This is a genomic window from Rhizorhabdus phycosphaerae, assembly GCF_011044255.1.
Taxonomy (GTDB): domain Bacteria; phylum Pseudomonadota; class Alphaproteobacteria; order Sphingomonadales; family Sphingomonadaceae; genus Rhizorhabdus; species Rhizorhabdus phycosphaerae.
The window spans coordinates 3,326,912-3,346,980 of sequence record NZ_CP049107.1; the positions used below are offsets into that span (position 1 = coordinate 3,326,912).

At 67.0% G+C, this 20,069-nt stretch carries 16 protein-coding genes; 9 read left to right on the forward strand and 7 right to left on the reverse strand.

What is annotated here, in order from left to right:
* Positions 1–114: 114 nt before the first annotated feature.
* Positions 115–1,503 (forward strand): helix-turn-helix domain-containing protein, encoded by a 1,389-nt coding sequence (locus G6P88_RS15500; RefSeq protein WP_165323971.1) that lies wholly within the window; start codon positions 115–117, stop codon positions 1,501–1,503.
* Positions 1,504–1,512: 9 nt separating this feature from the next.
* Here G6P88_RS15500 and G6P88_RS15505 read toward each other — a convergent pair whose 3' ends face one another.
* Positions 1,513–2,598, reverse strand: coding sequence for a mannose-1-phosphate guanylyltransferase/mannose-6-phosphate isomerase (locus G6P88_RS15505; RefSeq protein ID WP_165325235.1), 1,086 nt, complete (start codon positions 2,596–2,598; stop codon positions 1,513–1,515).
* Between the two features lie 95 nt (positions 2,599–2,693).
* On the opposite strand from G6P88_RS15505, the gene G6P88_RS15510 reads away from it, so the two are divergent.
* The 4 genes from G6P88_RS15510 (at position 2,694) to G6P88_RS15525 (ending at position 8,967) form a co-directional block, all read left to right on the forward strand.
* Positions 2,694–4,082, forward strand: coding sequence for a TIGR03013 family XrtA/PEP-CTERM system glycosyltransferase (locus G6P88_RS15510; RefSeq protein ID WP_165323972.1), 1,389 nt, complete (start codon positions 2,694–2,696; stop codon positions 4,080–4,082).
* Between the two features lie 3 nt (positions 4,083–4,085).
* Positions 4,086–6,227: an XrtA/PEP-CTERM system histidine kinase PrsK gene (gene prsK, locus G6P88_RS15515; RefSeq protein ID WP_226946599.1), complete on the forward strand. Its 2,142-nt coding sequence runs from the start codon at positions 4,086–4,088 to the stop codon at positions 6,225–6,227.
* Positions 6,224–7,579, forward strand: coding sequence for a PEP-CTERM-box response regulator transcription factor (gene prsR, locus G6P88_RS15520; RefSeq protein WP_165323973.1), 1,356 nt, complete (start codon positions 6,224–6,226; stop codon positions 7,577–7,579). Before prsK ends, prsR begins: the two co-directional genes overlap by 4 nt.
* Positions 7,580–8,142: 563 nt before the next feature.
* Complete coding sequence (locus G6P88_RS15525) at positions 8,143–8,967, forward strand: ATP-binding protein (protein WP_165323974.1); 825 nt, start codon at positions 8,143–8,145, stop codon at positions 8,965–8,967.
* Positions 8,968–8,974: 7 nt separating this feature from the next.
* On the opposite strand, the gene G6P88_RS15530 is transcribed toward G6P88_RS15525, so the two are convergent.
* From G6P88_RS15530 to G6P88_RS15540, 3 genes are read right to left on the reverse strand one after another with little or no spacing between them, the layout of a single operon-like run.
* On the reverse strand, positions 8,975–10,390 hold the full coding sequence (locus tag G6P88_RS15530; protein ID WP_226946844.1) for a sensor histidine kinase: 1,416 nt from the start codon (positions 10,388–10,390) through the stop codon (positions 8,975–8,977).
* Positions 10,391–10,394: 4 nt separating this feature from the next.
* On the reverse strand, positions 10,395–11,057 hold the full coding sequence (locus G6P88_RS15535; protein ID WP_165323976.1) for a response regulator transcription factor: 663 nt from the start codon (positions 11,055–11,057) through the stop codon (positions 10,395–10,397).
* 36 nt (positions 11,058–11,093) lie between these two features.
* Positions 11,094–11,396 carry a PepSY domain-containing protein gene (locus G6P88_RS15540; RefSeq protein ID WP_226946600.1) on the reverse strand — a complete coding sequence of 101 codons (303 nt, stop codon included), beginning with the start codon at positions 11,394–11,396 and terminating at the stop codon, positions 11,094–11,096.
* A 95-nt stretch (positions 11,397–11,491) separates the two neighbouring features.
* On the opposite strand from G6P88_RS15540, the gene G6P88_RS15545 reads away from it, so the two are divergent.
* Positions 11,492–13,279 carry an ABC-F family ATP-binding cassette domain-containing protein gene (locus G6P88_RS15545; RefSeq protein WP_165323977.1) on the forward strand — a complete coding sequence of 596 codons (1,788 nt, stop codon included), beginning with the start codon at positions 11,492–11,494 and terminating at the stop codon, positions 13,277–13,279.
* Between the two features lie 21 nt (positions 13,280–13,300).
* Here G6P88_RS15545 and G6P88_RS15550 read toward each other — a convergent pair whose 3' ends face one another.
* Entirely contained in the window at positions 13,301–14,182 is an 882-nt protein-coding gene (locus G6P88_RS15550) for a VOC family protein (RefSeq protein ID WP_165323978.1), read from the reverse strand.
* A gap of 164 nt (positions 14,183–14,346) precedes the next feature.
* Here G6P88_RS15550 and G6P88_RS15555 point away from each other — a divergent pair, with 164 nt between their 5' ends.
* Positions 14,347–15,495 carry an LLM class flavin-dependent oxidoreductase gene (locus G6P88_RS15555; RefSeq protein ID WP_165323979.1) on the forward strand — a complete coding sequence of 383 codons (1,149 nt, stop codon included), beginning with the start codon at positions 14,347–14,349 and terminating at the stop codon, positions 15,493–15,495.
* Complete coding sequence (locus G6P88_RS15560; RefSeq protein ID WP_165323980.1) at positions 15,492–16,259, forward strand: SDR family NAD(P)-dependent oxidoreductase; 768 nt, start codon at positions 15,492–15,494, stop codon at positions 16,257–16,259. The genes G6P88_RS15555 and G6P88_RS15560 overlap by 4 nt, the downstream gene beginning before the upstream one ends.
* 3 nt (positions 16,260–16,262) lie before the next feature.
* Here the strand turns inward: G6P88_RS15560 and G6P88_RS15565 are convergent, their stop codons facing one another.
* Positions 16,263–17,384 (reverse strand): helix-turn-helix transcriptional regulator, encoded by a 1,122-nt coding sequence (locus G6P88_RS15565; RefSeq protein WP_165323981.1) that lies wholly within the window; start codon positions 17,382–17,384, stop codon positions 16,263–16,265.
* Positions 17,385–17,400: 16 nt separating this feature from the next.
* On the opposite strand from G6P88_RS15565, the gene G6P88_RS15570 reads away from it, so the two are divergent.
* Entirely contained in the window at positions 17,401–18,312 is a 912-nt protein-coding gene (locus G6P88_RS15570) for an alpha/beta hydrolase (protein WP_165323982.1), read from the forward strand.
* A 52-nt stretch (positions 18,313–18,364) separates the two neighbouring features.
* On the opposite strand, the gene G6P88_RS15575 is transcribed toward G6P88_RS15570, so the two are convergent.
* Positions 18,365–20,059, reverse strand: a complete 1,695-nt coding sequence (locus G6P88_RS15575; RefSeq protein ID WP_165323983.1) for an FAD-dependent oxidoreductase — start codon at positions 20,057–20,059, stop codon at positions 18,365–18,367.
* Positions 20,060–20,069: the final 10 nt, after the last annotated feature.

A 20,069-nucleotide genomic window follows, 5' to 3' on the forward strand; every position in this document is an offset into this window, starting at 1 on the left:
TCTGCCCACAGTGCGCTGCGGCTTCCATGACCGGCGTTACGATTTTCGTGTCCGTTTGTTGGGTCTGGCGCTATGAGCTGTGTAATTTTGTAAACTTCTTACGGTGACCGCTTTATGGCCAAGCAGGGGATTTTCGCCGGTCCGCGCGTGCGGCGGCTGCGCCGGGACCAGCATCTGACGCAGCAGGTCATGGCGGAGATGCTCGGCATATCGGACAGCTATCTGGCGTTGATCGAGGGCAACCGTCGCCCGCTGACCGCCGGCCTGATTCTGCGCCTTGCCGAATTGTTCGACTTCGACGTGCGCAGCCTGAGTCAGGAGGAGCCTGGCGGGGGCTCGGCGGCGATGCGACGCCGGCTGGCCGATCCGCTGTTCGCCGACATCTCCATCGACCGCGCCGAGCTGGAGGCGTGGATGGACAATGCGCCGGGGGCTGCCGAGGCGTTCGCACGGCTGTTCGATCGCTGGCGCGAGGGCGGCGGTGCGATGGCGGAGGCAGGCCCGGGCCCGGTCGCCCGCGTCCGGCGCGAGATCGAGCGCTGGCGCAACCATTTCGCCGATCTCGATGCCGAGGCGGAGGCGCTCGCCGACGAACTGCGCATGGGGGCTGGCGATCTCTACGGGGCGATCACCGAAAGGCTGCGGGTACGCCATCAGCTGGCGATCCGCATATTGCCCTTCGACGTCATGCCCGACCGGCTGCGTCGGCTCGACCTGCACGCCCGACAGCTGCAGCTGTCGGAAATGCTCGATCCGGCGGCGCGGACCTTCCAGGCGGCATTCCAGCTGGCGCAGATCGAGGCGAAGGCGGGTATCGAGGCGCTGGTGTCGGGCGCGGCGTTCGGCGACCGGCCAGCCGAAAGGCTCTATCGCCGCCATGTGACCTCCTATGTCGCAGCGGCGCTGATGATGCCCTATGGCCGCTTCCTGCGCGCCTGCGAAACGAGCGGTTACGACACGCAGATTCTGCAACGGCGTTTCGGGGCGGGCTATGAGCAGGTCGCGCATCGGCTGACGACTCTGCAGCGCGTCGGCGCCCGGGGACTGCCCTTCTTCATGCTGCGGATCGATCGCGCCGGCCAGATGTCGAAGGGCTATGCCGGCGCGAGCGGCGCCGCGCTGGTCGACGCCGTGCATCGCTGTCCGCTGTGGATCATCCATCACGCTTTCGACCAGCCGGGGCGGCTGTTGCACCAGCTGGCGGAGCTGGAAGACGGGTCGCGCTGGTTCACCGTCGCGCGCAGTGTGCGCCACCATGGCGGGGCTGCCGGCGTCCCGGCGGCCGAGCATGTCGTGGCCCTGGGCCTTGCCGCCGAACATGCGCCTTCGCTGGCGATCGCGCGCGGCATCGACCTGACGGGACCGGCGGAGCGCATCGGTCTCGGCTGTGCCCATTGCCAGCGCGCCGAATGCGTCCAGCGGGCGGCGCCACCGGCCGGTCGGGCCGTCACCATCAACGAGCGCGAACGCGGCCTGGCGCCATTCTCCTTCGTCGGCGACTGAGCGGCCTGCTCAGAAGGGGACGTCGAGGGTGACGTGCCCTGTCGCCTTCAGCCCCTCGACGATCTTCTTCACATCCTGACTCGAGCCCCGGGGGAGGATCATCACCGCGTCGCGGGTCGCCACGACGATCAGGTCGCGGACCCCGGCCGTGGCGAGCACCGGTCCCTCGCTGCGCAGCAGGCAGCCCTCCGTGTCGATCGCCAGCACATCGCCGCGGATCACATTGCCCGCGCCGTCGCTCCCGCCCAGCGCATGCAGCGCGTCCCAGCTGCCGACGTCGGACCAGCCCATCTCCACGGGCACGACCGCGACCCGCTCCGCCTTCTCCATCACCGCATAGTCGATCGATTCCGACTTGGCCGAAAGAAAGGCTTCGGCGGCGGGGATCACCATCCGGCCCTCGCGTGCCGCGCCCTCCAGCGAAGCACGCACCGCTGCGACCATCTCGGGCTCGAAGCGGTCGAGCGCCGCCAGATAGGCGTCGGCGCGGAACAGGAAGATGCCGCCGTTCCAGCTGTAATTGCCGTCCGCGACATAGTCGGCCGCGCGCGCCAGATCGGGCTTTTCGACGAAAGCGTCGACTTTCTGGACTCCGGGCGCGACGCTTTCTCCGCGCCGGATATAGCCATAGCCCGTCTCCGGCTTGTCCGGCGTGATCCCGAAGGTGACGAGCCAGCCCTGCTCGACCAGCGGCAGGGCCGCCGCGATCGCCGCATGGAACGCGGGGACATCCTCGATGACATGGTCGCTGGGCATCACCAGCAGCGGCGCGTCCGGTGCGGATTCCAGCGCCGCGAGCGCGATGGCGGGCGCGGTATTCCGCCCTGCGGGCTCCAATATGATCGCGCTTGGCGCATCCTCGGCCAGCTGTCGTGCGATCTCGGTCGCATGGAGCGCGTTGGTGACGATGATCGCGGGGGCGAAGCAGCTGCCGTCGCGGCAGCGCTCCGACGTCATCTGCAGCATCGTCTTCTCCCCGGTCAGCGGCAGGAGCTGCTTGGGGCGATGCGAGCGCGAAAGTGGCCAGAGCCGCGTGCCCGATCCGCCCGAGAGAATGACCGGGGTGATTATGGTGGTGGAAATGACGGGCTCCATGGTCCAGAAGAAGATGTCGTTATCCGACAGGTAACGGACTGGCGGCAAGGGGGTTTCATGACAGGCGGGGGCGAACCGGTGGCGCGGCATCGGCGATGGTAAGGCTGTTCAAACATTATGTCGCCTATCCGGTCATCCTGCTGTGCGTGATCGATCTCGCGGTACTGCTGCTGGTGGCGGAGGCCGGCTGGGTGCTGCGCCTGCGCCAGATCGGCAGCATCCCGACTCCGATATGGGACCGGGCGCCCCAGCTAATCACCTTCGCGCTCGCCATCCAGGCGTCGATGATCGGGGTCGGCTGCTATTCGCCCGAGTCCGTCAAGAATATGCGCTTTGCGGCGGCCCGCCTGCTCGTCGCCATCTCGCTCGGCGTCATCCTGATGTCCGTGCTGTTCTTCATCCTGCCCGAACTGACCCTGTGGCGCTCGAATTCGCTTTATTCGATGGTCCTGGCGGTCGTCCTGCTGATGATGGTGCGGGTCCTGCTCGGCGGGTTCGTCAGCGGCGACGTCTTCAAGCGCCGCGTGCTGCTGCTGGGGGCAGGGCGGCGCGCGAAACGGGTCGTCGATCTCGAACATCGCGTGGGCTCGGGCTTTCGCATCGTCGGCTGCGTCGACATGCAGGACGCCCCGGCGCAGGTACCCGGTGCCACGGTCCGCAGCGACATCGCCAGCCTCGCTGAGCTTGTCGAGCGCGGGGAAGCGCAGGAGGTGGTGCTGGCGCTCGACGAGCGGCGCAACACCGTACCGGTCGACGCGCTGCTGAGGCTCAAGACGACCGGCGTCCACGTTCTCGACATTTCCGACTTTCTCGAACGGGAAACCGGACGGATCGATCTCGACACGGTGCGGCCATCGACGTTGATCTTTTCCGACGGCTTTTCCTCGGGGCGCCAGTTGTCGGCGGTGCTGAAGCGCGGCTTCGACCTGCTGGTAAGCGCGCTGATCCTGCTGATAACCGCTCCGGTCATCCTGATCACCGCGATCATCGTGAAGATCGACAGTCCGGGCCCCGCCTTCTATCGCCAGATTCGCGTCGGCCGCTATGGCGAGACCTTCGAGATATTGAAGCTGCGTTCGATGCGCCAGGACGCCGAGAGCGGAGGCAATGCGATCTGGGCGCAGAAGGGCGACCCGCGCGTGACCCGTATCGGCCGGATCATCCGCCTGATCCGGGTGGACGAGCTTCCGCAGTTGTGGACCGTGCTCAAGGGGGACATGAGCTTCGTCGGCCCGCGTCCCGAGCGGCCGGAGTTCGTGGCCGAACTGGAGCGGCAGATTCCCTTCTATGCCGAGCGGCACATGGTGAAGCCGGGGATCACCGGCTGGGCGCAGATCAACTATCCCTATGGCGCCAGCCTCGACGACGCGCGGCACAAGCTCGAATATGACCTCTACTATACGAAGAACTACAGCCCCTTCCTCGACGTGCTGATCATCCTCCAGACGATGCGCGTCCTGCTCTGGGCGGAGGGGGCCCGCTAGGCGATGGCGCGGGGGCTCGAAGCCGCGATGCTGGCCCAGCAGACGGCCCAGCCCAGCGTCTATTCCAACGCCCTGCCCGAGCCCCTGGTGTTCGGCACCATCCAGTGGGGCCATGCGCTGGCGGCGATCATGTTCGGGGCGCTGGTCTGCTGGCAGGCGACCGTGCGGACCGGCGGCGCGCGGCGCGTCGTCCTCACCATGGCAGGGGCGCTCACCGCGCTCTGGTGCGCGCTGGTGGCGAAGGACGGTGCCGCGAGCATCTCCGCAAATGTCGCCAAGAGCCTGGTCGATGCGGCGTGGCTGGCCTTCCTCTTCGCCCTCCAGCCGCCGGTCTCGCGCGAGCATCGAAGGCCGCTGATCCTGGGCATCTACGTGCTGCTCGGCGCCCTGATCGCCGCGACCGTCGTGATGAAGCTGCTGCCGCTGGCGTTCGATGGCAGTCCCCGCATCCAGACCGGGCTCTTCCTGACCGACCAGTCGATCCGCGCCTTCATCGCGATCGGCGGGCTGTGCCTGCTCCACAATCTCTATGCCGCAGCCTCGCCCGAGGCGCGCATCGGCATCGCGTCGCCCATGCTCGCTCTGGCGCTGCTCTGGGCGTTCGACCTGAACCTCGCGACGGTTTCCTATCTCATCAGCGCCTGGCCGATGTGGCTGTTCGGATTGCGCGGTCCGCTTCTGATGATGATCGCGCCGCTGCTGGTGACGGCGGGCCGCCTCGCCACGCTCGATCGCGTCCGCGTGTCGCGCGGCGCGCGCTTCCAGACGATCACCCTCGTGCTGAGCGGTGGCTATCTCGCGCTGATGCTGCTCGTCGCGCGGTTGCTGGCGGTGGTCGCTGCCGTTCGCTGGCTGCCGCAGCTGACGATCGCGGCGGCGGTGCTCGGCTTTGCCCTGTCGCTGTTCCCGTCCAGCCGGTACCGGCGGCGCCTGAAGAAGACGATGGCACGCCGCCTCTTCCAGCACCGCTACGACTATCGGGTGGAATGGCGGCGCTTCACCGAGACGGTTGGCCGTCCGGGCGAGGATGCTCCTGCCTTGGCCGAGCGCACCATCAAGGCGGTGGCCGACATATTGGACGCCCCGGGCGGGCTTTTGCTGCTCGTGACGGGGCCGGGCGGTCTGGTGACATCGGCGCGGTGGAACTGGCCAGGCCTGGATGCGCCGTTGAATGCGGGTTCGATCGACCTCGCCCGCCAGCTCGAACAGGGCGAAATCGTCGAACTGTCGGATGATCCCGATGCGGGCAACGCCGCGCCGCTCCCCGACTGGATGCGCCGGGAGACCGCCGCCTGGGTGCTGGTCCCGCTGATTCACTTCGACCGGCTGGTCGGTGCCGTCCTGCTCGAACGCCCTGCGGCGCCGCGCCTGCTCGACGAGGAGGATCATGACCTTCTCCGCGTCGCCGGGCGGCAGGTCGCGAGCTACCTGGCCGAAGCGCGCGGGCAGGAGGCGCTGTCGGAGGCCCGCCGGTTCGACGAGTTCAACCGGCGCTTCGCCTTCATCATGCACGACATCAAGAATCTGGTGAGCCAGCTGAGCCTGCTGGCCCGCAACGCCGAACGGCATGCCGACAAGCCCGAATTTCGGGCTGACATGATCGACACGCTGCGCAATTCAGTGGGGAAGATGAACGACATGCTCGCACGGCTGTCGCAGCATCATCGCGCCCGCCCGGACGAGCCCGCGCCGCATGCGCTGCGCATGCTGGTCGAAGAGACGGTACGCGACCGCGTCGGCGGGGCCGATCTGCGTATCGTCAGCGAGGACGACATCGCCGCCGCGGTCGATCCCGACCGTTTCGCGCAGGCGCTGGGGCATCTCGTGCAGAACGCGATCGACGCCAGCCCGCCCGGTCGGGCTGTCGAAATCCGCCTCTCGCGCCGCGACGGACAGGCCGCGGTCGAGGTGGTCGACAAGGGGTGCGGGATGTCGTCCGAGTTCATCCGGACGCGGCTCTTCCATCCCTTCTCGTCGACCAAGCAGGACGGTTTCGGTATCGGGACGTTCGAGGCGCGCGAGATCGTCGCAGCCATGGGAGGCAGGATCGACGTGCAGAGCCGTGAGGGAGAGGGCAGCCGCTTCGCCATCCTGCTGCCGGAGGTGCAGCTGACCGGCACCGGCCGATCGGGAGAAGATGCATGAGCGGTCCACGGCAGCGGCTGCTGATCGTCGAGGATGACGAGGGCCTGCAGAAGCAGCTTCGCTGGGCGTTCGAGGATTATGACGTCATATCCGCCACCACCCGGCAGGCGGCGATCGATGCGCTACGCCACTATGAGCCCGCGGTCGTCACGCTCGATCTGGGCCTGCCGCCCGACCCGGACGGGACCAGCGAGGGCTTCGCGACGCTCGATGAAATCCTGTCGCTCAAGCCCGATACGAAGGTCATCGTCGCCTCGGGGCATGGTGCGCGCGAGGGAGCGTTGCGGGCCATCGCGGCCGGCGCCTACGATTATTATCACAAGCCCGTCGATATCGACGAGTTGGGGCTGATCGTCGCCCGCGCCTTCCAGCTCCATGATCTGGAGCGCGAAAATGCCCGGCTTCAGGCACAGGCGGGCGTCGATGAAGAGGGTGGGCTGCTCACCAACGACCCTGCGATGCTCAAGGTCGTCCGCACGGTCGAGCGCGTTGCCAACACCGATGTCTCGGTCATGCTGCTGGGGGCCAGCGGCACGGGCAAGGAGGTGCTCGCGCGCATGCTGCACCGGGCGAGCAAGCGCGCGGGTGGCGCATTCGTCGCGATCAACTGCGCCGCTATACCTGAAAATCTGCTCGAGGCCGAGCTGTTCGGCTATGAGAAGGGCGCCTTCACCGGGGCGATCAAGACGACCGAAGGCAAGATCGAGCTGGCGCAGGGCGGCACGCTGTTCCTCGACGAGGTGGGCGACATCCCGCTGCCGCTCCAGGTAAAACTGCTGCGTTTCCTGCAGGAGCGGGTGATCGAGCGGATCGGCAGCCGCAAGGCGATCGATGTCGATACCCGCATCGTCTGCGCGACCCACCAGAATCTGGAAGCGATGATCGGCGAGGGCCGTTTCCGCGAGGATCTCTATTACCGCCTTGCCGAGATCGTCGTGCGCATACCGACGCTCGCCGAGCGTCCCGGCGACGCATTGCTCATCGCCCGCTCCCTGCTGCGCCGGCTGGCGCGCGAGATGAACTCGCCGGTAAAGGGTTTCGCGCCCGATGCGCTCGCCGCGATCGACGGCTGGCGCTGGCCGGGCAATGTCCGCGAGCTGGAGAACAAGCTCAAGCGCGCGGTCATCATGGCCGACGGCAAGCTGGTGACGGCGGACGACCTCGATCTCGCGCCCGAGCGCGAGGATGGCGGCTATCTCAACCTGAAGGCCGTCCGCGAAGTCGCCGACCGCACCGCGATCAGCCGCGCGCTGGCCCGCAGCGAGGGCAATATCTCGAGCGCGGCCAAGATGCTCGGGATCAGCCGGCCCACGCTGTACGATCTGCTCAAGCAATATGGGATGGAGGCGTGATGGGGATTTCGGCCTGTGCTGGCATGCCAGGAAAGAGAGCGGGTCTTATCCCACGCGTCATTCCCGCGAAGGCGGGAATCCATGGACGGCGGTCCGTCCGACACCACAGCGTCCCGTGACCGTGGATTCCCGCCTTCGCGGGAATGACGTCGGAGTGTGGTGGTCCTTCCGCCGTCTTCGCCGTCCTTTCAGTAAGTGACCATCCGCTCCTCCGTTCAAAAACCCCGCCATGAGGCCTGCGCCAGCTTTCGCTGGATCGCCACTGAGGCAACCGCTATTTCCCGCCATGGCCGATCCCGACAGGCTCGCTCGTATCGCCGACGCTCCCCCACCCGTCATTCCGGCGAAGGCGGGAATCCATGGATGCGGCACGTCCGACACCACAGCGTCCCGTGACCGTGGATTCCCGCCTTCGCGGGAATGACGCGGATATGGGGTGTCCGTCTGCCATCTCCGTCGTCCTTTCAGAAAGTGACCATCCGCTCTTCTGTTCAAAAGTCCCGCCATGAGGCCTGCGCCAGCTTTCGCTGGAACGCCGCCGAGGCGACGGCTATCTCCCCGCCATGACCGATCCCGACACGCTTCGCCGCATCGCCGACGCCTTGGAACGACTCGCCCCGCCGCCGGCACCGCATGCCGATCCGGCGGCGCATGCGGCCTATGTCTGGCGTGACCATGGGCTTGCGGCCGCGCGGGCCTTTGCGCCGTTACCGCTCGACCTGCTGACCGGGATCGACGCCCAGAAGGCGGCTCTGCTGGAAAATGCGCGGCGGCTCGCGCAGGGGGCGGCGGCGCATGACGTGCTGTTATGGGGCGCGCGAGGTGCCGGCAAGTCGGCGCTGGTCAAGGCGGCGGTCGGCCATCTGCGCGGCGAGGGGCATGACATCGCGCTGATCGAGATTGCGGGCGAGAAGATCGAGGATCTGCCGCGCCTGTTCGCGCTGATCGCGGAAGTGCCGCGCGCCTTCCTGCTGTTCATCGACGATCTCGGCTTCGACGAGGAAGCCGGCGGGCAGGGGCCGCGCATTCTGCGCTCGATGCTGGAGGGCGGTGCCGAAGCTCGCCCGGCCAATGCGCGGCTGCACGTGACCGCGAACCGGCGACACATCGTGCCGCGCGACCTGAAGGAACAGGACAGCGCCATCAATCCGCGCGACGTGGTCGACGACAAGCTGGCGCTGGCCGATCGCTTCGGCCTGTCGCTGGGGTTCCATGTCTGCGACCAGGATGCCTATGTCGCCATGGTGAAGGGCTATGCCGATCGCTACGGTCTCAAGTTCGAGCCTCTCGACGCGATCGCCTGGGCCACCCAGCGGGGCAGCCGCTCGGGCCGTGTCGCCTGGCAATATGTGGTCGAACTGGCGGGGCGGGCAGGCAAGGCGCTCTGACGCGCGATCAGCTTCCGCCGCCGGGCAGGCGCACGCGGATCTGAAGGCCGCCCAGATCCTCGCTCTCCTCGAGCGTGATCGATCCGCCATAGATGCCGATCACGTCGCGGACGATGGCGAGGCCCAGGCCGGTGCCGGGCTTGCCGGTATCGAGCCGCGCGCCGCGCTCGAACAGCTTGCCGCGCTCGGCCTCCGGAATGCCGGGGCCGTCATCCTCGATCAGGATTTCGACCTGTTCGGCCTTGCGGTTGCCGGGCAGGTCGCGGACGACACGGCCGACCGTCACGAAGACGCGACCCTGTCCATATTTGGCGGCATTCTCGATCAGATTGCCGAGGATCTCGTCGAGGTCCTGCCGCTCGACATGGACGATCGCCTCCTTGTCCCCGGCGAGATCGACGGTGACATGGCGGTGCATGCGGTTGACCGCGCGCTCGACCGCCTTGAGCGAAGGCCAGACCTCGGCCCGGGCCTGCGCATTGGCGCGACGCCCGACCGCGCGGGCGCGGGCGAGATGGTGGTCGACCTGCCGCCGCATCATCGTCGTAGACCGCACGACCGTCTCCGCCAGCTCGGGCGTATTGGCGGTCGCCTCGTTCATCAGCACGGTCAGCGGGGTCTTCAGCGCATGGGCCAGGTTGCCGGCATGGCGGCGCGCCTCTTCGGCCTGCCGCTCATTATGCGCAAGCAGCTCGTTGAGCTCGTCGACGAGCGGCTGGACCTCATTCGGGAAGCGCGCTTCGATCCGCGAGCTGATCCCCGAACTCACCGAGGCGACCGCCCGGCGCAGGCTGCGCAGCGGCCACAGGCCATAGGTCGCCTGCAGCGCGGCGAGGATGATCAGGCCGAGGCCCAATATGGCAAAGGAACGCACCAGCGTGCGCCGGAGCACCGCGATCTGGTCGTCGAGCGCGGCCCGGCTGGCGGCAACCTCGAAGCGCCATTCGGTTTCGGATCCAGGCAGACGGATTTCGCGGTCGAGGACGCGCAGCGGTTCGCCGTCGAACTCGTCGCTATTGTCGACGTGAAGCGCACGGCCATGATGCTTGGCGTCCTGACGCAGCGCCCGGTCCCAGAGCGAGCGCGACCGGAACGGCTCGTGCCCGGTGCCGCTCACCTGCCAGTAGAGTCCCGAATAGGGCTCCAGAAAGCGCTGGTCGCCGAGCGGCCGGTTGAAGCGCACCTCGCCATCGGGGCCGATCTCGGCCGAGCCGATCATCGCGTTCAGCACATATTCGAGCTGGCCGTCGAAATTGCGGGTGATCGCCTCGCTCAGCACTCGATCGAGAGCGAAGCCGCCCCCGACGAGCAGGACGATGATCCATAGCGCCGCGATCGAGATCATCCGGCGGGTGAGCGACCCCGTCGAATGGCGCCGCTGGCGGGCCTCGCGAGAGAACCAGCCCGCCAACGCGGCCGGCATCGCCTTAAGCGGGATCATCCAGCGAATAGCCGAGGCCGCGGATGGTGGTGATCACGTCCTGGCCCAGCTTCTTGCGGATGCGGGTGACGAAGACTTCGATCGTATTGGAGTCCCGGTCGAAGTCCTGATCGTAGATATGCTCGATCAGTTCGGTCCGGCTGACCACCTTGCCCTTGTGATGGAGCAGATAGCTGAGCAGCTTATATTCCTGCGCCGTCAGCTTGACCGGTTCGCCCGCGAGCGTGACCTTGCCGCTGCGCGTGTCGAGGCGGACGTCGCCGGCGGTCAGCTCGGACGACGCATTGCCCGACGCACGACGGATGAGCGCGCGCAGGCGGGCGATCAGCTCTTCGGTCTGGAACGGCTTGGTCAGATAATCGTCGGCGCCCGCATCGAGCCCCGCGACCTTGTCCGACCAGCTGTCGCGTGCCGTCAGCACCAGCACGGGCACATCGCGGCCCTCTCGGCGCCAGCGGTCGAGCACGGTCAGGCCGTCGACCTCGGGCAGGCCGAGATCGAGGATGATCGCGTCATAGCTTTCGGTCGATCCCAGGAAATGCCCGTCTTCGCCATCGGTGGCGAGGTCGATGGCATAGCCCGCGCCTTCCAGCGTGGCGCGCAGCTGGCGGCCCAGATTCGGTTCATCCTCGACGATAAGGACGCGCATTGCTTCCCCTTTTAAGAACCCCTCATGGGGTGGCGTTCATTGACCGACGCGACCCAATTCGCGACCGGTGCGTCCGTCCATGTCCATCCATATCACCGAACCGCCACGCTGAAACTTGAAACGGTAGCGTCCGGTTCCCGGATCGAATTCGGAACCTATCATCCTGCCCTCGACGCGGCCCTGAGCGCGCGCGCGCATTTCGGAATAAGGGAGATATTCGCCCGACTGCACGCCGGCGCGCAAAGCATCCTGTTCGGGCACGCGATTCCGGTCCGCCGAAGCGGGGGACGCGGCAACGAAAAGCAACGCCAGCGAGAGGGCGGCAACGGGGTTACGCATTGACATGGGGTATAGGCATAGGGTCATGGGCTTGAATAGGGCATGAATGTTCGTGCTTCGGCAGAAAGCCCACACCTGTTGCATCAGTAAGACACATGTCCGCTCCCATCCTATCCTATCAGAATCTCGGCGTCGTCCAGGGCAGCGGTTGGCTGTTCCGGGGTCTCGACATCAATATCGCGCCGCGCGACCGGCTGGCGCTGATCGGCCGCAACGGCGCGGGCAAGACCACCTTGCTCAAGCTGCTCGCGGGGAAGATCGACTCCGACGAGGGGCTGCGCACCATCGTCCCCGGAACCCGCGTGATCATGCTGGAGCAGGAACCGTCGATGGCGGGTCACGCCACGCTGCGCGATTTCGCGCTCGCCGGTGCGGATGCCCCGCCCGCGCATGTCGTCGAGGCGATCGCGAGCCAGATCGGCATCGATCTCGACCGCGAGGCGTCGACGGCGAGCGGGGGCGAGCGCCGCCGCGCCGCCATCGCGCGGGCGCTGGCGCAGGAGCCCGAAGTGCTGCTGCTCGACGAGCCGACCAACCATCTCGACCTCGCCGCGATCGAATGGCTCGAATCCTGGCTCGGCCGCTTCGGTGGCGCCTTTGTCGTGATCAGCCATGACCGCACCTTTCTCACCCGTCTCACGAAGCAGACGCTGTGGCTCGACCGCGGTTCCATCCGGCGCAACGAGGTCGGCTTCGGCGGCTTCGAGGCCTGGACCGAGAAGGTCTATGAGGATGAGGCGCGCAATGCGGAACGGCTCGACGCCCGGCTCAAGCTGGAGGAGCATTGGCTGCACCGTGGCGTCACCGCCCGGCGCAAGCGCAACCAGGGGCGCCTCGCCAAGCTGATCGAGATGCGTGCGGCCCGCAAGGCGATGATGGGGCCGCAGGGCACGGCCAAGCTCTCGATCGGGGCCGACGACGTCAAGACCAAGGTCGTCATCGACGCCGAGCATGTCACCAAGAGCTTCGGCGACCGGGCGATCATCCGCGACTTCACCTTTCGCGTGACGCGCGGCGACCGCATCGGCGTGGTCGGCGCGAACGGCGCGGGCAAGTCGACCCTGCTCAAGCTGCTGACCGGCGAACTGGCGCCCGACAGCGGCACCGTGAAACTGTCTAAGACGCTCGACGGCATCGTGATCGACCAGCAGCGCAAGCTGATGGCGCCGGACAAGCGCGTCCGCGACGTGCTCGCCGATGGCGGCGACTGGATCGAGGTCCAGGGCAACAAGAAGCATATCCACGGCTATCTCAAGGAGTTCCTGTTCGAGCCGTCAATGGCCGATGCCAAGGTGGGCACTCTCTCTGGGGGCGAGCGGTCGCGCGTCCTGCTGGCGCGCGAGTTCGCCCGCCCGTCCAACCTGCTGGTGCTCGACGAGCCGACCAACGATCTCGACCTCGAAACGCTCGACCTGCTCCAGGAGGTGATCGCCGACTATGAAGGCACCGTCCTGATCGTCAGCCACGATCGCGACTTCCTCGACCGGACCGTGACCGTCACCCTCGGGCTCGACGGCAGCGGCAAGGTCGACATCGTCGCGGGCGGCTATGAGGATTGGGAGAAGCAGCGCGCGGCCGACGCAGCGGCGCGCAGCCGGCCTTCCGCCGCCAAGGCCGCTCCGGCGGCACCTGCCACGCCCAAGGCCAAGACCAAGCTCAGCTACAAGGACCAGCGCGAACTGGACCTGCTGCCCGGCGAGATCGAGAAGCTCGAAGCCGCGATCGCTCGCGACGAGGCGGCGCTCGCCGACCCCGACCTTTATGCCAGCAACCCGGCCCGCTTCGAAGCCCTGACCAAGGCAATCGATGCCGCGCGGGCCAAGAAGGAAGAGGCCGAGCTGCGCTGGCTCGAGCTTGCGGAAATGGCCGAGCAGCTGGGCTGACGCCCAGCCGCTCTTCCTGGTTCAGGCACTGACCAGCGGTCGCATCAATTCGATGCGGACGCCGTCCGGGTCGGCGCCGTGCATCAGCTCGATCACGGGGGTGCGGACATGCGCCGCCTCGACGAAATGCCCGCCGCGCGCGGTGAGTTCGGCCGCCGTCTTCTCCGGCTCATCGTCCCAGAAGGCGATGTGGGTGAGGCCGAAGCGGTTCAGCGGGCGGCGCGTCCGCTGGCCCTTGCTGCCCGGTTCGAACACCTTGAGCAGTTCGAGGGTGTTGCCCTCAGCATCGCGGATCATCTGGGCGCGCAGCTTTATGCCGGGTACCTCGTTGATCACGCCGAGCCAGTCGAAACCCTGATCGAGGACATAATCCTCGGCGCGTTCGAAGCCGAGCGTGCGATAATAAGCGAGCGATACGTCGACATCGTCGACGCAGATGCCGCTGTGCGAGAAGCGCGCAGCGACGCCCGGCGCTTTCATCAGCTCGATCCGCACTCCGTCCGGGTCGGTGCAGTAGAGCATCGTCGTGTCGTTCTCGGCATAATGGGCGCGGGTGCTTTCATGCACATGGCCTCCGGCCGCCGCGATCCGCGCCGCTGCCGCGTCGATGTCGTCGACATAGAAGGACAGGTGGACCAGCCCATAATCGAGGGTCGACCGCCGTTCGCGTGGTCCGCTCGCCTCCGGGGCGAGGAAATGGAGCAGCTCGATGACCGGCCCGTCGGGGTGCCGGAGCATCTTCGCGCGGAGCCGGACGCCGGGCAGCTCCATCGTCTTGTCCATGTCGGGACCCTCGATGATCCCATAGTCCTGATGGTCCTCGAACCCCAGGCCCTCGCGATAGAAGCGCTCCGACACTTCCATGTCGCTAATGCAGATTCCGCGGTGTGACAGCTTGACCATCTCGTCCCCTCCTATGGGTTATGTCTTTGGCCGCAGCCTGCCGCATGGGGCGGAGGACCGCATAGTCCGATTGGACGATGTAACGCATTTGCGCGCCACATAGTCTCCACACCGGATGCAGCCGGCAATGCGAAGACCGGCCAGGTTTAAGGAGAGCGGACATCATGAAATTCTCGATCATCTATGAAGCGCAGATGGCGGACCCCTCGCCCGAGTCCGAGGTGCGCTGCTTCAACGAGATCGTCGAGCAGGTCCTGCTCGCCGAGGAAATGGGCTTCGACAATGTCTGGTGCGTCGAACACACGGCCCTCACCCAATATGCCCATATGTCGGCGCCCGAGACGATGCTCGCCTATCTGGCCGGCAAGACCTCGCGCATCGGCATCGGCCATGGTGTCGTCTGCCTCCCGCCCGCGATGAACCACCCGGTGAAGGTGGCAGAGCGGATCGCGACGCTGGACATCCTGTCGGGCGGTCGCGTCCATTTCGGCATGGGCAAGGGCGGAACCCAGCAGGAAGCCGGCACCTTCGGCTATGACCTGACCGAGCTGCAGCCGATGATCGACGAGTCCATGTATCTGATCCCCAAGATCATGACGCAGGACGAGATCGAGCATGACGGCAAGTACATCCAGATCCCGCGCCGTCCGATCCATCCGAAGCCGCTGCAGAAGCCGCACCCGCCGCTCTATTATGCCTGCACGCGCGAAGCGACGCTCGAACTGGCCGGCCGTCGCGGCATCGGTGCGCTCGTTCTCGGCTTCTCGGGCCCCGAGGAAATCGCCCGCAAGAATGCGGTCTACCGCGAGAATTTCCGCAACCGGAAGATCGAGGACCAGGTCGGCGTCGTTCCGACCGAGCATCTGGCCGCCTTCTGCGCTGCCTGCGTGCTCGACGATCGCGAGGAAGCCCGCCGCATCGGTCTGCGCGGCCAGCGCTTCTTCGCCGAGGCGATCGCCCATTGGTATCAGGGTGGCCCCAAGCCCTCGATCAACGACCTGTCCGCCGAGGAGCAGGAAGCTGCGCTCAGCAAGGGCAAGGAAGCCATCGTCACCTATCTGTCGGAAGAGAAGATCGAGATCGGCGACGAGCACACCAGCAACTATTCGGTCGCGCAGGACGCATATGGCAACGCCGACGACTGCGTCCGCTATGTGACGCGGTTGCAGGATGCGGGCGCGGACGAGGTGTTGTTCCTGTTCCAGATGGGCACCATCCCGCACGAATCGATCCTCGAGACGATCCGCAACATCGGCAACAAGGTCATCCCGCACTTCCGCGACCAGCAGAAGACCGCGATCGCCGCGGAATGACCGGCTCCATGTTCGCGAACAAGGTCGCCATCGTCACCGGTGGCGGGTCGGGGATCGGTCGTGCCGCTTCCCGGCGTCTCGCGGCGGAGGGCGCATCGGTCGTCGTCGCCGACCTGAACGGGGAGAGCGCTGAGGCCACCGCCTCTCTCATCGTTCAGGCTGGCGGCAACGCCATCGCGGTCAAAGCTGATATTTCGAGCGATGCCGATAATGAGGCGATGTTCGATGCCGCCCAGCGCGCGTTTGGCGGGGTCGACCTGACCTTCCTCAATGCGGGCATGCTGCAGCCCTATATTCCCTTCGACCAGGTGACCCCCGCGCTGTTCGACAAGATCATCGCGGTCAATCTGCGGGGGACCTTCCTGGGCATGCAACTCGCGCTGGCGCGCTCGCGTCCGGGCGGGGCCTGCGTCGTGACGGCGTCGGCGGCAGGCGTGATCGGCTTTTCGGAAGCCGCCGCCTATGCCACGTCGAAGCATGGCATGGTCGGGCTCGTCCGGTCTGCGGCGCGTGCCTTTGCGGAGAAGACGCTGCGGGTGAACGCGATCTGTCCGGGCATGGTGCTGACGCCCATGAACGGGCTCGAGCAGGACGACTCGATCCAGACGGAGCTCGTCGATCCGGAATATCGCGGCGGCCTGTCGGCGCAGCACATCGCCGAAGTGGCGCTGTTCCTGCTGTCGCGCAACGCTGCCGGGGTGAACGGACAGGCGCAGCTGGTCGATGCTGCGCTGCTGTCGTCTTTCCCGCCGCTCGATCTCTAGGGATCAGCCGGCGGGCCGAGAGAGGCTGGGCAGGCTCTGATGCACGAGTTGCACGAGCTGGCTCTGCCGCTTGACCCCGGTCTTGCCGAAGATCGACCGAAGATGCGCGCGCACGGTATTGGCCGAAATGCCGAGCCGTGCCGCCACCTCGGCTGGCGCCAGTCCCTCCGCCAGATGCGCCGCGACTGCGGCCTCGCCCTGGGTGAGGCCCAGCAAGTCGCGGATCGCTTCTGCGGAAATGCGCGGACCATGGGTCGGGTCGGTCAGGAAAAGCACCAGCGCGGGGCCGCCTCCCGCCGATATATAGTCGGGGGCCGGGGCCTGCCCCGCGACCAGGAGCAGATCCCCGGTGCCGGACGGCCGTTCGATGCGGATCGTCATGGGGGCGCCGTCTTCGCCGCGCGCCAGCCGCTCTTGGAGCTGCCTGCCGATCACCGCATCGTCGAAGGTCAGCGCACCATTGCGCAAGGCGATCCCGTCCTGCTCGGCGAGGATCGTCGAGGCCGGGGCGTTGAGCCGCAGTACCTTGCCCCGGCGGTCGAGGATGATCAGGCCGACCGCCATCTGCGCGACCGCGCCGGCGTAGATGCGCTGCTCGGTTTCCCCGGCCGCGAGCCGCTCGAACAGCGCGAGCGCGATCCGCAGGTGGGGAACGATCTTCTCCAGCTTGCGGCGATCTTCCAGGGTGAAGCGCGGCTGGTCGGCCGCGCGCGTCAGCCGCAGGCGCAGTTCGAGCCGGCTCGCCTCGCCGATGTCGACGCCCAGTATCTCGTCACTCGTATGCTCGACGAACTCGCGGAAAGCGGTCTTGCGGTCGAGCATCGTCGCCGAGACGAAGTCCCGGAAATGTTCGACCTTGCCGTCGGGCAGGCCGATGAAGGGATCGTCGGCGAACAGCCGGCTGCTATAGTCGGCGCCGACTCCCGGGTCGGCATTGGGCGTCAGGATCATGCCCGGCTGCTCGGCCGATCGCGGCGTCAGGATCAGCGTGACCCAGGTCGCGCCCGATGCCTTCGACAGGCGGCCGAGAAAGGCCGCCCAGGGTTCTTCGTCCAGCAGGCTCGCGAACAGCGCGGCGAGCACGCCGGGCATGTCGTCATATTCTTCGGGCATCAGGTCCAGCATCAGGAGAGGGAATAGAATGATCGATCCAGCCTTGCAGCAAATGATTGATGCCATGGCCGCCAGCGGCTTCGCCTTGCCGGACCCGCTTGAGGCGAATGCCATGCGGGCGATGATGGACAATCCCATGCCGATGCCGCCGGTCGAGGTCGCCGAAGTCCGCGACGTCGAGGTTGACGGGGCGGCAGGCCCCTTGCCCGCGCGCCTCTATCATCCGAAGCCGGGCGAGGCCCTGCCGGTCGCGGTGCTGTTCCATGGCGGCGGCTGGGTCGTCGGTACGCTCGAGACGCATGACGGCCTGGCGCGGAAGATCGCGCAGGAGGCCGGCTGTGCCGTGTTGTCGGTCGCCTACCGGCTGGCCCCCGAGCATCCCTTCCCCGCGCCGCTGCTCGACTGTGTCGCGGCGGTCGAGGGCCTGCCTGCGCGTGCAGCGGGCTTCGGCGTCGACCGCAGCCGCTATGCGGTTGTCGGTGACAGCGCGGGCGGCAATCTTGCCGCCGCGACTGCGCTGGCCCTGCGCGGCAAGCCCCATGCGCCGCTCGCGCAGCTGCTCTTCTACCCGGTGATCGACAATGATTTCGACAATGGCTCCTACCGCGCCAATGCGGCGGGTGGCTTCCTCTCGAACGAGATGATGGCCTTTTTCTGGAACGCCTATGTCGGCAATGCCCAGCCGACCGAACTGGCCGCGCCGATCCGGGCGAAGGACCTGTCGGGCCTGCCGCCGGCCACGATCATCCTGGCCGCGAACGATCCGCTGCATGACGAAGGTTTCGCCTATGCGGTGCGGCTGCGCGAAGCCGGGGTGCCGACCGATCTCCACGATTTCTCGGGGGGCATCCACGGGTTTGCGAGCTTCTTCGGCCTTTCGCCGATCGCCGATCAGGCGGTCACGCTTGGCGCAGCGGCGCTGAAGCGCGCCTTCGCCTGAACAGGCGCAGGACGGCGGACTCGCGTTCGCCGTCCTGCCAGGGCCCGGTCGTTCAGGCGGGTTCGTTGATCCCGATCGCATCGGCGGCGGCAAGCCATCCGAAGGTCATCGCCGGCCCGAGCGTCGCGCCGGCCCCCGGATAGGAATAGCCCATCACCGAGGCGGCAAGATTGCCGACCGCATAGAGCCCCGGGATAGCGCTGCCATCCTCGCGCAGCACATGGGCGCGGCCGTCGGTGACGACGCCGCCATTGGTTCCGATGTCGCCCAGATAGAGGGGAATCGCATAGAAGGGCGCCTTCTCGACACTGCCGAGCGACGGATTGGGCGAGACGCGCGGATCGCCGTAGAGGCGATCATAGGTCGCATCACCCCGTCCGAAATCCTCGTCGCGGCCCTGCGCGACCATGGTGTTGAAGCGGTGGACCGTGGCCTTCAGCGTGGCCGGGTCGAGCTTCATCTTCTCGGCAAGAGCCTCGATGGTCGATGCCTTGACCAGAACCTGGCGGACATTCGCGGGCAGCATCGCGTCGGGGAAGCCCGGTATCACTGGTCCCGCCGGATAGCGGGCGCGATAGCGCGCATCGAAGACCAGCCAGCTGGGATCAGTGCAGGCGCCCGGCCGATGGCGGGCCATCATCGCTTCGCCGAAGCGGTGATAGGACAGCGCCTCATTGGCGTAGCGCTTGCCCGCCTGGTTGACGATGATCGAATAGGGCAGGGCCCGCTCGACCGTCGACAGCCGCGCGCGATCTTCGCCCGGAATGCGGAAGACGGGCGCCCACCACGCCGAATCGAGGTTGCGCGTCGCGGCGCCCAATTTCATCGCGGCGAGCAGCGCATCGCCCTCGTTGTTGATCTGCGAGCCGCTCGCCTGTGGCTGGTGCGCGCCTGGCAGATGTTCCTCGCGCAGCGCGGCGTTGCGCTCGAAACCGCCTGCGGCAAGGATAACGCCCCGGCGTGCGCCGATGCGCAATTCCCGGCCTTCATGACGGACGGTGGCGCCCACCACCCTGCCGCCCTCTTCGATCAGGCCGGTGAAGGGGCTCTTCAGCCAGAAGGTCGCGCCGGTCCGGTCGAGTGCCTTGCGGAGCTGCGCCATCAGCGCGGTGCCGAGGGTCAGGCGCCGGTCGCGCGGGCTGCGCAGCCGCTGCGGAATATCGAGCCAGTAGCCAGCCATGACCTTGAGCGTGACGCCGAGCCAGCCCTTGGGGCGGAACAGGACGGTGTTCGTCTCCGACAACTTCCAGTTGATCCGGCCCCACAGGCTGGCGGCCGGCGAGGCGCGCTGCATCGTGTCGAAGGTCGCGCGGTCCATCGTCCGCGCATCGACCTCGCCCGGCATCAGATGGGTGCGGAAGCCGTCGCGGCTGCCCTCCGTCTCGGGATAATAATCGGGATAGGGCAGGGCGGCATATTCGACGTCCGCCTCGCGCTCGATCCAGGCGAGCATGCGGTGGGCGTTGTCGATGAAGGCGTGGATCTGTTCGTCCTTGACGTTCGGCGCGGTCAGCCGGCGGACATAGCCGAAGGCTTCCTCGAGATCGTCGGGCCGGCCGGCCGCTGCGGCGAGATGGCTGCCGGGGATCCAGATACCGCCGCCCGACGTTGCCGACGTGCCGCCCCACAGATCACCCTTTTCAGTCACGAGAACATCGGCACCTGCCTTGGCCGCGCGCAGCGCCGCCACCAGCGCGGCAGCGCCCGACCCGACCACCAGCAGATCCACTTCCCGATCGAACGCCATGTCCCCTCCC